Annotated in this window: 13 protein-coding genes and 2 pseudogenes; 3 read left to right on the plus strand and 12 right to left on the minus strand. The window is 43.1% G+C overall.

The genetic code is table 11. The features are described from left to right. Positions 1-33: 33 nt before the first annotated feature. The 3 genes from F0229_RS02335 to F0229_RS02345 all read right to left on the minus strand — a co-directional run bounded on the left by F0229_RS02335 (position 34) and on the right by F0229_RS02345 (position 1,982). Positions 34-426 (minus strand): NUDIX hydrolase, encoded by a 393-nt coding sequence (locus tag F0229_RS02335; protein ID WP_017060354.1) that lies wholly within the window; start codon positions 424-426, stop codon positions 34-36. Between the two features lie 61 nt (positions 427-487). Further along, the gene (locus tag F0229_RS02340) at positions 488-1,249 is read right to left on the minus strand and encodes a nucleotidyltransferase domain-containing protein (RefSeq protein ID WP_171732152.1); all 762 of its coding nucleotides are present in this window, start codon (positions 1,247-1,249) and stop codon (positions 488-490) included. A gap of 70 nt (positions 1,250-1,319) precedes the next feature. After that, the gene (locus F0229_RS02345) at positions 1,320-1,982 is read right to left on the minus strand and encodes a DNA alkylation repair protein (protein ID WP_171732153.1); all 663 of its coding nucleotides are present in this window, start codon (positions 1,980-1,982) and stop codon (positions 1,320-1,322) included. A 204-nt stretch (positions 1,983-2,186) separates the two neighbouring features. On the opposite strand from F0229_RS02345, the gene F0229_RS02350 reads away from it, so the two are divergent. Next, positions 2,187-2,708, plus strand: a complete 522-nt coding sequence (locus F0229_RS02350) for a type II secretion system protein (protein WP_017065388.1) — start codon at positions 2,187-2,189, stop codon at positions 2,706-2,708. Positions 2,709-2,795: 87 nt separating this feature from the next. On the opposite strand, the gene F0229_RS02355 is transcribed toward F0229_RS02350, so the two are convergent. The 7 genes and pseudogenes from F0229_RS02355 to F0229_RS02385 form a co-directional block, all read right to left on the minus strand. After that, a complete protein-coding gene (locus F0229_RS02355; RefSeq protein ID WP_171732217.1) occupies positions 2,796-3,329 on the minus strand; it encodes a GNAT family N-acetyltransferase in 534 nt (177 codons plus the stop codon). 2 nt (positions 3,330-3,331) lie between these two features. Continuing rightward, a pseudogene (locus F0229_RS02360) lies at positions 3,332-3,868 on the minus strand (GNAT family N-acetyltransferase). Between the two features lie 50 nt (positions 3,869-3,918). Then, positions 3,919-4,017: pseudogene (locus tag F0229_RS02365) on the minus strand (DUF3465 domain-containing protein); the annotation flags it as partial. Positions 4,018-4,055: 38 nt separating this feature from the next. After that, entirely contained in the window at positions 4,056-4,307 is a 252-nt protein-coding gene (locus F0229_RS02370; protein WP_017065384.1) for a TIGR03643 family protein, read from the minus strand. Between the two features lie 123 nt (positions 4,308-4,430). Then, complete coding sequence (locus F0229_RS02375; protein ID WP_017065383.1) at positions 4,431-4,952, minus strand: GNAT family N-acetyltransferase; 522 nt, start codon at positions 4,950-4,952, stop codon at positions 4,431-4,433. Between the two features lie 146 nt (positions 4,953-5,098). Next, positions 5,099-5,911, minus strand: coding sequence for a hypothetical protein (locus F0229_RS02380; protein WP_171732154.1), 813 nt, complete (start codon positions 5,909-5,911; stop codon positions 5,099-5,101). 218 nt (positions 5,912-6,129) lie between these two features. Further along, the gene (locus F0229_RS02385; RefSeq protein ID WP_171732155.1) at positions 6,130-6,555 is read right to left on the minus strand and encodes a hypothetical protein; all 426 of its coding nucleotides are present in this window, start codon (positions 6,553-6,555) and stop codon (positions 6,130-6,132) included. Positions 6,556-7,082: 527 nt separating this feature from the next. Between F0229_RS02385 and F0229_RS02390 the strand changes: the two genes are divergently transcribed. Both F0229_RS02390 and F0229_RS02395 read left to right on the plus strand, forming a co-directional pair. Continuing rightward, positions 7,083-7,274, plus strand: coding sequence for a hypothetical protein (locus tag F0229_RS02390; protein WP_137001724.1), 192 nt, complete (start codon positions 7,083-7,085; stop codon positions 7,272-7,274). Positions 7,275-7,480: 206 nt separating this feature from the next. Then, entirely contained in the window at positions 7,481-7,900 is a 420-nt protein-coding gene (locus F0229_RS02395; RefSeq protein WP_017067227.1) for a BLUF domain-containing protein, read from the plus strand. A gap of 106 nt (positions 7,901-8,006) precedes the next feature. Here the strand turns inward: F0229_RS02395 and F0229_RS02400 are convergent, their stop codons facing one another. Both F0229_RS02400 and F0229_RS02405 read right to left on the minus strand, forming a co-directional pair. Continuing rightward, positions 8,007-8,957: an OmpA family protein gene (locus F0229_RS02400; RefSeq protein WP_171732156.1), complete on the minus strand. Its 951-nt coding sequence runs from the start codon at positions 8,955-8,957 to the stop codon at positions 8,007-8,009. A gap of 60 nt (positions 8,958-9,017) precedes the next feature. Beyond that, complete coding sequence (locus tag F0229_RS02405) at positions 9,018-12,533, minus strand: hypothetical protein (protein WP_171732157.1); 3,516 nt, start codon at positions 12,531-12,533, stop codon at positions 9,018-9,020. Positions 12,534-12,546: the final 13 nt, after the last annotated feature.

Below are 12,546 nucleotides of genomic sequence, written 5' to 3' on the forward strand. Positions count from 1 at the left end.
AAAAAACGTCCAAAACATCTTATCGAATCCAAACTAAAGATACCTACCCACGCGCTCTACTTCTTTCAAAGCAATACCATCGGCTGCTATACCAACAGGAGCTGAACCTAGTGAATACCACTTAACATCATCAGTCTCTTGAGCGGTGATATCTCCTTTCCAGTCACTCACGATAAAATAATGAATCAACTGAAGTTCCTTCGTAGGATGGTAAAGCGAACACAAGTATTGGTAATCAATCGGAACAACATTAAGCTCTTCATCAAGTTCACGAAACAGCGCCTGAACCTGGTTTTCACCGTGTTCAATATGGCCGCCAGGTATAGTGATTAAACCGGGATCGGTCTCCCTAGACTCACTACGCTTTTCTAGTAATACCTGCGATTCCTTCAGCATGATAAAAGAAACACACTCGTGGACATCCATCTAATTTTCCTAAAGCCGTTACAAAGGTAGTTAAGTTTGTTGTTCTAGCTTGTGTTAATGCTTAATTTACAACAAGCTTTTTACTCAGCCTTTCATACAATTCAAAAGCTTCTGTTTTAGATATCAAATTTCCGAGAGCGTATTGATGAGCTAGCTCAATATCGTCGCTTTGATTGGAGTAATAGCGCTTGGCGACTGCAGCACACTGGCTCAGGTTGGTGTACCAGCTGCCGTCTTGCTCAGCCACAAAGTAATACGCAACTCGAACCAACTTCTTTCCAATCACCTTAGCGACATCCGCATCAGTCATTGTTTTGAAACTCGAGGGCATTTGCTCAAGAAAAGTAGACAAGTCACCATTGAGAGCTTGAGCGATTTCAATGCTTGGTTTGTATAGTGGGAACTCATTAGATAAATCATTCCCCCAAACACAACAGCAGCAATGCTTGAGCCAAAACTGCCAATGGAATTCTTCGTTGGGCTGCAGAACCTCTGAGAGAGACCCTGGATCAATATCAAGCTTAGTCACTTGAGGATAGGTTTGGGGTATGGTGTCGGAAAGTAGGTTAAATACTTCCTTTTCTCTCTGACCAACAGGCGTAGCGAGTACGATAGAAACATCCAAATCAGAGCGACCAACAATGGCCGTTCCTCTAGGCACGCTTCCATACAAGTAGATACCATCAACTTGACTTGGAAGTTCTCTTAGCAACGAATCAACGACTGCTGACACCACTTCTTGAAATTCAGGCGCAATGTTCTTTGGCGAATAAAGATTTTGAATGAACCCTTCTCGATCGAGTCCTCTAGTTTGTTCTTGCACCTTGGGTTCCTATTTAATCGTTATAATTAATCACACCGGATTCTGATGATGATTTGAGGAGTGCCAGTGGTTAAAGTAACATTAACTCTCGCTTAGTTTTATCGTCCAGCTTTTCAATCGCGTAGAGAAAAGCAACTCTTGGTATTGCGGCATGCTTAGCGTTTAAATAACCAATAACCTGTTGAGGTTCCTTTTTACTGAGGACTTTAAGCATCCAACCATATCCTTTCTGCACGAGGTCATGTCCATCTTCTAGCAATAGGTCTGCTACACAAAGCGGAGCCAACGCTGAGTATCGATTCTGATTGATCGGATAAATTAAGATGACTGCAGCAGCTCTACGTACAGCAAAATTCGAATGCTCGACCCATTTGGTTGTGAGTTCGAACAACTCATTGTATTGAGACAGTAACTCACCAAACGCATGAGTGCAGAAGTCATCACAATCATTCCAGTCAGTGACATACTCCATTAACCAATGCTCAAAGATTGGAAACGTTTCTTTCGAATATTGTTTTCTTACTCTAAAAGCCCAGTCGTAAGCAATAACACCTAACGCCCAATCCCTTTCTTCAAGCAATTGAGTACACAGGGACAAAACATTAGAGATATCTTTATTTTTGATGGTTTTAAAAACGAGCGCCGATATAGATCGAACCAGCCCTGTTTTAACACTAGCCTCTGGATAACCAACGTCTGAAAGATGAAGCTTTACCGTTTCAACGATATTCATTAATTGCCAAACCTTCATAGAACTAAAATTAATATCAAAGTGAGATACACAGCACTTAAACCATACGCATGGGATTTATAAAATATAAGTTACCTTAATCACAACATTCATTATTGAGCATTTAAATTACCACTAAAACAAGGACATTCCCTTTGGTAATAGTAACTTATAATGCATACTAGCGACCTTAAAAAGAGGTGCTAAATGAAAAAGAACGGTTTTACACTTATTGAGCTTGTTGTCGTTATTGTGATCCTTGGAATACTCGCCGTAACTGCTGCTCCAAGGTTCCTCAACGTAAGTACTGATTCTCATATTGCAGTTGTAAAAGGCACTGGAGCCTCTTTTAAAACAGGTGTCGATCTTGCCTATTCAAAAAATTTAACCTCAAACGGTGGCGGTGCTTCCACAAACGTCCCTATCTATGATGACTCCGCGACCGGCCAGCTTGACTTCAATGAATGGGGATATCCAGCCCAGCAATGGCACTTACCTGAAGAATCTCCAAGATTAGATAACGCTGAAGATTGCATTTCGGTATGGGGCGCACTGCTCCTCGATCCACCTAGTATTTCAAGTTTCAATTCACCAGAAGAAACCGACTACATTGCTGAATATATACAGACGGATCAGTGTATCTATCATTATCGAGTCGTACCGGGAATTTCCATTGACTACAACTCAATGAATGGTGACGTCACTGTAGACGATGAGCCAGATAACTAAGCGCTAAATGTTGGTCTTTCAGAGTACTTGGGAATTTACGGTTTCTCTCAATAAAAGTGCCACACATTAAGAATCAACAGCACACATTTAAGAATGGCTTATTTTGGCGTAAACGAACGTGCTGTCCATATCTCCTGATGGCAAACGTCGATCATTGGCTAAGCGATCTTCAAGTTGATAGCCACATCGTTTGGCGACGGCCTGACTTTTAAGATTCGAGCCTGCCATCCTAATTTCGACTCTTTTCGCACCTTTTTGAGTGAATGCATATTCTTCGATAATTCGGACAGCTTCACTCACGTAACCCAAGCCCGTTTTTGATGTTTGCAACCAGTAGCCGATTTCAAAGTAAGGGACAGTATCGTCTCTGATCATAAAGCCAATAGCCCCGATAAATGCCCCTGTTTGCTTTTCAATAATATTGAACCAGAACTCGCCAGTAAAGTTGGCGAAATTATTGGTAGCATCTTGAATGTTAAGTTCTAGCTGCTCTTTAGTTAGAGAATCAGAAACCCAAGGTAAGAATGGGGAAAACTCGGCCTTGCACTCATTTATCACCTCACACATCTCTTCGCTGTATTTTAATGATGGAGGGGTTAATTTGAGCCTTTCACTTTCCATCACTAAGCCTTTCCCCAATCAGATCGAACAACCGCCAACACAACTGTATCCCACCATTGACCTTTGAAGAATCGATGAGCTTTAAAACACGCTTCTTGTTTCATTCCCAGTGACTTACATAATTTAATCGCAGCCAAGTTCTTGCTGATGGTTTCGGCGTAGATACGGTGTATGCCTAACTCTGAGAAACCAAAATCAGCGAGGGCTTAAGATGCTTCTATAGAAAGCCCTTTTCCCTGAGTTTCCCTCGATAAAGCACAGCCCATTGAAGCTTGTTTATCGCGTTCAAGACGTAAACAAACGGTTCCAATAAACTTCCCCGAATCTTTGCTTTCAACAGCTAGCTGATAGGACTGGCGTGGTACTTCCAAAGCCTGTGCAACAAACAACTGAGTTAGCTCTCGATATTTGTTAGGTTCGCAATCACTTTCATCATAGAAACGCTGATACTTTGCGTCTTGAGAGATCGCAACAAAGGCACACTCGTCTTCGATACTCATATCTCGAAGAATCAACCTGTCAGTTTCCAGCTTAAACATCAAAATTCCTTTTTATCTTATAGCCTTGAAGGGAAAAGTCTCGGAGGTGTTTACTCGTATACTTTCCCGTTATGCTTCAACCAACCATGAGAGTGATGATTACGAGGGTCTTTGTGCGTCCAGTGCATTGCGCCACCTTTATTGTTCCACAATCAAAGTCATTTGGGCTGACTAAATAAGTCCCTATCTAGCGGTGCTTGTATTGAGTCGGACAATAACCTCTCGAAACGTCCGAACTGCGTAGTTTTACATGCTTGGTCGAGCGCCCAGAAACACGTGAACGCCACAGCTTAAAACTGCCAAGCTTGAGATGGCTACGCATAAAACGAATCACTTCCGATTCATTTAAACCAAATTGCAGTTCTATTGCTTCAAACGGCGTTCTGTCTTCCCACGCCATTTCGATAATTCTTGATTCATTCTCTTTAGATAGCATCATGCATACTCTTCCTTAATAAACTGGAAGAAATACGCCCGTCTTAGATTTAAAGATCACAAGTGACTACTTTGAACTCCACGACTTATAAAGTTCAGTAAAACAACAAGCTAACTCAAATTATGGCTATTTGCTTTCCAGCCACTCAGAACGCAATAGACCATACTTAATCGAGTCATAATACTCGCCTTGGTAATAACGCACTTTTCTTAGCCTAGCTTCTTGCTGGAAGCCTAATTTAAGAGCTAGTGACATCATCCGCGGATTACCCGACCAAGTGGTTAAACCGACACGCTCTATCTGCTTGTTTTCGAATAGGTAAGATACCCAAAGAGGAAGAGCTAACGCAGCAATACCCTTCCCCCAATAGTCGGAGTTATAAATGACTACTCCGACTTCAAGCCAACGTGTCTCTTCACACTCCCAATAACAACTGACGGTTCCTACAGGCACATCGTCTACAACCACCAACTGTAAGTCGGATCCATTGAGTAACCGTTGAAACGAACGGCTTTCAAACTCTTCTAGTGATGGCGGTGAGTATGGAAAATAAGGGCCGTTAAACTTCGTCCACTCATCGTTTGAGATAACCAAGGAATAAATGGCTGCCAATTCACTTGGCATGGCGGGCCTAATACTTACCTGCATTTTCTCTCCTTGGTTTGGTGCTTAGGTATGGTTCTTGGTCTAAGTTCTAGAGGGATTAGTCGCGACCACAGCAGTCATTAATCTCATAATAACCATTAATAATAAAGTAACTAAATCGGATGACTACCAATCTAGCAGCTAGGCAATCATGGGGTTAAATAAGCTTGTGCGAACTCTCTAAGCACTCTCGCATTATTGTGGTATTTGCTATCCCCGCACTTTGTGCCATCTACTCTGATGTCCGGGCTGGAATATGCAGGTATAACATCTCGCTCATAAGACATCACTGTGCCTCTGTCAGCACAAATTGTACCGAAGGAATATTGAGGAGCTCTTGGATACGTTCCAGAAATGTAACTTTCTATACTATCAAAATCTTTCAATAACGTTTTATAGTCATGATTAGCACCACTTAAATGGCCAATTTCATGCTCCATTAAGTAATCAGGGCAGTTTATCGCTAAAGAAAAAAAGTAGGATACCGAAGAAGACATACCACAATAATCAGACTCAAAGCTAAAATTATAATTAGAAAATACTATCCCAGTAAAAATGGGGGCGCCGTCTTCTGTTGTTTCTGGAATCGGTTCTTCCATCGAGAGTTTTAATAACCTCTCTGCTGCGCCCAAATCTTGAAACCAAAGGCTGTCGATTTCAGACGTATAAGTCACCTTAGTGACTTTTCTCGTCATAGGGACGCAGGAGTTTTTTAACACCAGATTCGAATAGCTTTCCCATGTCGCTATTTTAGAGGCTATAAATGCTTTGGAATATTCATCTAACACCGATTCATCAACATAAAGGTGGATTTCTGTATTCAAAACCTCGCTCTGTACACAAGTAGGAAACTCGATGCTTTGAGCATTGGAGAGTCGACTATTGCTCAACACTATAATCAAAACACAACCAACTAACTGGATGAGCCTTTTAAAAGAACTCTCACTGACTCGTGTATTCATTTCCACCCTCTCCCTATATTCAAAACCACAAAGAGCATCAAAAACGCCGTGACTTAAGATTCATATCAACCCCCATTACACATATAAGCATTGGCCTCTCAAAGTAACCTGCACTATCTGTGTTTTTCAGAAAACAAAAAGCTCGCCATGCAATGACGAGCTTTATTGATTATGGGAGCTTAACGGTTATAAGACCCAAGCCTTAACCGATCTAACCATTAAGACACCTGATCGCGCAAAGCCAATTCAACGTTTTTCAACACTTTGAACTCTTCTCGAGTACAACCGCGCGCCACGGAAACCCAGTGGTCGCCAGTTTCATCGGCTCCTTTAAACTCTGCACGCAACTCATATCGTCGCCATGTAACAAACGCCAAAATAAAGGTCAGTGCAAGCATTGGTAAACCGAACTGAGGAACAAATGCCCAAGTCGCCGCCGAGAGGACTAAAGCCAACGAAACGATATTGATTGCGTTTTCTTTAAGACCCAATTGACGAATTTCTAACTGTTTGATTTTACGTAAGCTATACACATCTTTTTTAACTCGGAGTTCATCAGAACCCACCAGAAAGTCTGATGCTTTGTATGACCTACGAAGTCGCACTAAATTCGCTAACCTGTTGCGTGTTTGGTTCTTATTCATCGCCTTTCTCCATGTTATTTAAAGGTTAGTAAAAACTAATATAATCATGAAGTTAATGAACGAATGCTTGTTTTATAAATCAAAGCAATATTAAAATCAAGCCTATGCAATTAATAACAATTATAACAACACCACTTAGCATATAAAATTCAAATAAAAAGAAGGCTTATTGAGGAGTCTACTCATCGTAAATCGATGTACTTAGTTAAGTGAGATATAGGCCGATAATATTTCCAATAACCGACCAAACATACCAAACGGCGGGCATAATTCCTCCTGCTTTGTAACCACTTATTTCAACGCGATTTTTGCGACAAACTTCGTGTTCAAGGAATGCTGAACAGTGGTCACATAACGCTCCACTTGTCATAGGTCGCATAACTCCCTTACCCACTATCCATCCGGCTTTTAAATACCTGAATCACTCAATTGAACATATCAATATAGCTTATCGATTAAGCAATTGATCTCATAATGTAGAGCCTGTACGCTTACACTATGCACACGGTTACCTAATGGAGATCACGATGAACGAACTACTGACATGCGCTATGGAACAGAAACAACGAACAACGGTGACGAGTTTATTCGCAAGAAATGGATTTAAGATCGCAACGACTGACTTTGATGATGTGACTTTCGAACGTGAAAATGTGTTGGTCAACGTTCGATTTGATTCCTCTTCTAACGTTGAATCGATTTCAACTCTAAACAACTAACGAGCTCACAAGCAGGTCGCTAAAATAATTGAATGGCCAACATTCGAGTCATTTTAGCGTATCTTGCAACCTGCCCTTTTCTACTTCATCCCCATCCTCTTCTCTTCCAAAAGCCACCGAGTGACAATTAAATCAATGACTCGCAATTCCATGAACTTGGCTTATATTTATTAATACCCTTTGTACAAAAATTCGAAATGATGCCTATGTTCCTAACTCGGTTAATTTATGTCAGTACGCTCTGTGAAAGTTGCGATTCTCAGGCTTTGAACGACATTCTTCAGATTTCACACGACCGCAATAAGCAAAGCCATTTAACAGGCCTTCTAAGCCACAATGATAAGTATTTCCTGCAATGTATTGAAGGTTCGAGAACCGCAGTGAACCATACTTACAATCATATCTTGAATGACACGCGACACAAAAACGTCATGATTTTATATTTCAAAGAGATCGATTGTAGGCAGTTTGGTGATTGGTCTATGGGTGATATTCCACAATCTAGCCTAACTGAACTGGTTAATTTACAGTTTTCAACATCAGACCAGTTCAACCCGTATGAGATGTCAGGAGAAAGTGCCTACCGAATGCTTCTGGAATTGAAACAGAATTTGCCATCAGAATAGCTCTTCGACCCAACTTAATCCGTAGAGCAAGCAACAAAAAGCCCCAACGTATGGGGCTTTTTGCGTTTTATTGTAAAGGCAACTATTCGTTATTCTTCGGTGAACTCTACTCGCTCTCGCTGCTCACCGCTTCTTGTTCACTGCCAGCAAGAGCTTGCTGTTCGGCGGTAATATCAGATTCTTTGAACACAATGAACGCGCGGCGGTTTAATGCATCGGCTTTTTCAGAGCGTTCATTAATCGCAGGCTGCAACTTACCAAATGACTTCACTTCCCAGATGAACTGCTTAGGGTCGAGTTTGGTTTTGAGGTATTCAACCACCGTTTCTGCGCGGCGCTCTGCCAGCTTTTCATTGTAAGAAAGTGAACCCGCTTGGTCGGTGTGCCCTGCCACCATTATGCTACCTTGCAGGCCGCTCAACTTAGTTGTGAAGTCATCTAACTGAGTTAGGTCTTCTTGCTTGAGTACTGACTTATCGAAATCGAAGTGCGGCGTCATTGCCATATAAACTTTACGTTCTGGTTTTGGCGGCTCACAGAAAGGCATCTCTTCGTACTTCTGAGCTTCTTCAAACACGATAAATGCACGGCGGTTCTCCGCTCGGTCTTTATCTGTCTTACCAAACAGAAGAGGTTGAGTCTCACCAAGATGTTTCACTTCCCAGTCATATTGCGTTGGGTCTAGTTGCCCTTTCAAATAATCTGCGACCGATTTAGCACGGCGCTGTGAAAGGCGCTCATTATATTCGAGAGAACCCTTGAAATCAGTATGGCCGACAATCGTGATGCGCCCTTTTAAGCCTCTGATCTCTTTAACAAAGGTATCTAAGTTGATCTTGTCGAGGTCGCGTAATTGATATTTATCAAACGCAAAATGCTCTGCGATGGCGATGTGCACCTCACGCTCTGGCGCCAAACACTCGCTGATTAAAAACTTAGACACATCGATGCCAGCAAACTTGTCTCGGTTCTCCTGACTCACATAGGTGTCGGTTGCACAGCCGGAAAGCAGCAAAGTACTCATCACTGCGCTTATTAGGAAAATAATTGTTTTCATCTTACTCTTAACTGTCACTTTGAATTCTCAACTCTTAACTTTCGACCCACTTGGGCAGGCTTAGATCTTACCGACTAAGTTAATGAACACACCAGATGCGTCGTAGTCATCATCATTGGTTAAGTCACTATCAAACGCAGAGAAGTTATAACCAATCCCCATTTTGAAGTTCTCGCCGATGTGCTTGTTCACCGAAACTAATGCACCGTGTTCTAGCTCATCGTTGAGAGTGTCTGTTTTCCAGTGGTATTCACCCGTCACATCCCACTCTTTCATCACGCGGTAAGAAGCACTTAATCCGTATAGGTCGATATCGCTTTTGACCAACTCATTCGAACCAGACGCTCGTTCAAAAGCTTGCTGTTTGTCTTTATGGGCGTACTTAGTACCGACATCCCAGTGTTGGTCGATTGAATAGATAGCTTCAACTTCAATGATCTGGCTGGTTTCGTCTTGATAATCCACATCGCGATCCAGTTGATCGAAATCTGCAATATACGTGTAGCGGCTCAGTAAGTTGAGTCGATCGTTGTAGATCGGACGATACGCGAGGCCGCCAGTGGCTTCGGTAAATTGCGCCATGGTTTCGCCCGTGGTTTCGCTTTCGGTGATGGAGTAGTTGTACTTACCAAATAGCGTGTACTCTTCCGTTAAGTGATGCGTGTAACGGTTGGTCGTCACGATTTGTTGCAGCTCTCGCTGAGCGATGTCAGGGTCGTCTTCACTCTTATCCACTCGATATTCAAATTTGTGGCTTAGGGTGATGTCATCTAGGTCAATTGAAGCATTGAAGCTGATGGACTCACGCTCTGTGGTGATGCTCTGGTCATCTTCAATTTCCCCAAGCTGATAACCGATCCCCATCTCGACATCTTCCGTCACATCGTAGCCAAAGCCGTACGAGTCGATACGGCCATGACCATCGTTTTCATCAACAAACTGGTTCTCTTGGTAGAAATCGACACTGCTAGTCAGGTCTGCACGCTGACCAACAATCACGTTGTTTTGGCCTTCGTAGTTATCATCTACATAAGTTACGTAGGTTGAGTGGTCATCGGATACATCGTAAGTCACAGTCGCTTCTGCTACTTGGCCTCGGTCGCCATCGGTGTATTCGCCACCAAGAGACAAGTCTTCCAACACTTGGAATTCAGCACCAATCGACGCGCTGTCGTTTTCATCATAGTCATCCGACTGGTCGACGGTCTTTTGCCCTTTGACGTAAACGCTGTTCTCACTGTCCCACATGTATTCCAAACGCACACCCGCTAAGGTGGCATCACTGTGCTCGTCGTTTTGGTTAAGCTCTTCAGTTTGTTGCCCTGCCGCCGAAACCTTAATGTGCTCGGTGATTTTAACTTGAGTCTCAATCTCAATCGTTTCAGTATCTGTTTCTAGATTACCATCGACATCGCGCTCTTCATTGGTCGAGAAGCGAGAGAGAACCGCCAAGCGATCGGTAGCTTGCAAACGAAGTTCAGCACCGTATGCCTCTTGCTCTAAATCATCGCTGCTGCTTGCGTAGCTGTATCCCGCGTCTTTGTCTCGATACCAAAGTTTCAGGTCATTACCAACAGCACCAAAAATGGTTGGAGCAAGATCATAAAGGCTGGTGACAGCTGTGATTTGGACACTGTCGCCCTCGCGGTCTTCCAATGTGTCGCCAATTGGCGTAAAGGTTAAGCCGCCATCAACAGAGACAAAATTCGACTCAGTTTGAGTACCTTCACTGTGTGCAAACTCAGCCTTAATGTAGGTACCTTCTGTTGCACGCAACGTTAAGTCCGTACCATAAGACTCGTAGTCTTGGTTGTCCTTTTCTTGAGTTGCATACGTCACGCCAACACCAACGTAATCGTTGATCCAACCTTTAGCACGACCACCGTAAGACATCGCGTCTAATGAATCTGAACCTTGTGGAACATACTCATAATCGACAACCAGAAAGTTTTCGTAATCATCGCCGTTTTCAATCACGCTACCAAAGCTATCGGATAGGATGTTGTCGAGTGGCTTGGTCAAAATAATTCGACCTTGGTATGGGTCAAAATCATAGTCGACACCCGGCTCAAGTGGGATTTCATTCTGCACTAGGCCAGATTCATCTTTTACTTTTACATAAACCTTGTCGCTTCCTGGTACCGCTTCACCATGACGAAGAAAGTACAGAGAACCGCCTGTGCCCAAGAACTCATCGTGTGCATACAACGAGTCTGCTTCTGCGGTAAAACCAACCACGTTCAAACGATCTTCACCATATTGTGTAGTATCGCGAGTGCGATAATCGGCTTTGAAACCATAGAGGCTACGGTTGTAATCGTTGTTCTCGGTGCCTGTTAAACCCGTGTTGTAGTTACCCCACAAGTATTGAGACTTATCGTATTCAACATTGAGGTAAACCTTGCCTTTGGTGTTGACCACTTTTTCGATGTTTGAGCTGTCACCATAGTTACCGTAATAAAGCTCATCGTCGTCTTCGAGGATATCGAACACATCCGAATCGTCGGAGGCGAACGGATGTTTGAACATGTCTTTGATTTCACTTTCTCGCGTATCAAAGTGAGTCGTTACACGAAGTTTGTCGCCAAATTTACCCTGACCAAAGTACGCTAAGCGACCTTGGTTGTAGATGTCATCTTGGTACTGGTCATCGACACTTAATGCATCGCTATTACCAGACACATTATTCTTACCAACATAAAGATCAGCCAAGCCAGTTTGTGCGTAGTACGTATCTGGAATACGAACGTACAGCTTGTAACGACGTTCATCACCGTTATCAAACACAACCTTGGTTGGGAAAATGTAGGAATCTGTTGGTAAGTACTGCTCTGCGTATAAGTTGCCATCTTCGACATCAAATTCATCTTCACCGATGATGACTTTATCAACGCCTTTCAAACCGGTGCCAATGAACTTGGCTAAGCCCGCATTGGTCGGGATGTTGTGACGCATCAGCTTTGCCTGTCCGTAACTTTTACCTTTGCTCTCTTCATCGTCGTTATCGTTTCGGTCGATATCGACTTCAGAGTCCGGCTTAACTAAGTCAGTCACACCAACGGTGGTCACATCCATGTTGCCATCTTTGTCCCACGCTTTTAGGCGGAACATCAGCTGCTCACCGACCTCAAACTGATAATCAACATCAGTTTGACCATCCCAATTGATGTCAGAGTCGTTCGCCAGTTTATCGCCTTCAAGCACAGCGATTGGCTCAGACAGACCAAAGTCACCCACTCGGTACACTTCCAACTGGTACTTTTTGATGTAGTAACCATAGTTGGTGGTGATGGTGAAACCGACACTGTCACGCAATGTGCCTTGTTCCACTTCTAATTCATCGCTAACACTGACGTCGAGCACTGGGTCAAAGCGAGTGATGTCGCGGCTTGCCCAAATAGCGCCTTGTTCTAGGTAAATACGCGAACTATCTTGATCTTGGTTCGGCTTAGTGATTTCAATGCCAGTCGTCTCAGAACCGAGTTTTTCAAGCTTACCTGTGTCTTTCGCTACCGCCATCACAGGAATGGCCGTTAACACACACGTCGCTAAACGAGACTTACTAAATACTTTCATACAATTTCCAGAT

Source organism: Vibrio sp. AIC-3 (assembly GCF_013114515.1).
GTDB classification, from domain to species: Bacteria; Pseudomonadota; Gammaproteobacteria; order Enterobacterales; family Vibrionaceae; genus Vibrio; species Vibrio crassostreae_C.

Coding starts and splice junctions, on each gene's coding strand:
- F0229_RS02375 (WP_017065383.1), bottom strand. CDS start 4,952: ATGCAGGTAAGTATTAGGCCCGCCATGCCAAGTGAATTGGCAGCCATT.
- F0229_RS02380 (WP_171732154.1), bottom strand. CDS start 5,911: ATGAATACACGAGTCAGTGAGAGTTCTTTTAAAAGGCTCATCCAGTTA.
- F0229_RS02390 (WP_137001724.1), top strand. CDS start 7,083: ATGAACGAACTACTGACATGCGCTATGGAACAGAAACAACGAACAACG.
- F0229_RS02350 (WP_017065388.1), top strand. CDS start 2,187: ATGAAAAAGAACGGTTTTACACTTATTGAGCTTGTTGTCGTTATTGTG.
- F0229_RS02370 (WP_017065384.1), bottom strand. CDS start 4,307: ATGATGCTATCTAAAGAGAATGAATCAAGAATTATCGAAATGGCGTGG.
- F0229_RS02335 (WP_017060354.1), bottom strand. CDS start 426: ATGGATGTCCACGAGTGTGTTTCTTTTATCATGCTGAAGGAATCGCAG.
- F0229_RS02395 (WP_017067227.1), top strand. CDS start 7,481: ATGTTCCTAACTCGGTTAATTTATGTCAGTACGCTCTGTGAAAGTTGC.
- F0229_RS02385 (WP_171732155.1), bottom strand. CDS start 6,555: ATGAATAAGAACCAAACACGCAACAGGTTAGCGAATTTAGTGCGACTT.
- F0229_RS02345 (WP_171732153.1), bottom strand. CDS start 1,982: ATGAATATCGTTGAAACGGTAAAGCTTCATCTTTCAGACGTTGGTTAT.
- F0229_RS02355 (WP_171732217.1), bottom strand. CDS start 3,329: ATGGAAAGTGAAAGGCTCAAATTAACCCCTCCATCATTAAAATACAGC.
- F0229_RS02400 (WP_171732156.1), bottom strand. CDS start 8,957: ATGAAAACAATTATTTTCCTAATAAGCGCAGTGATGAGTACTTTGCTG.
- F0229_RS02405 (WP_171732157.1), bottom strand. CDS start 12,533: ATGAAAGTATTTAGTAAGTCTCGTTTAGCGACGTGTGTGTTAACGGCC.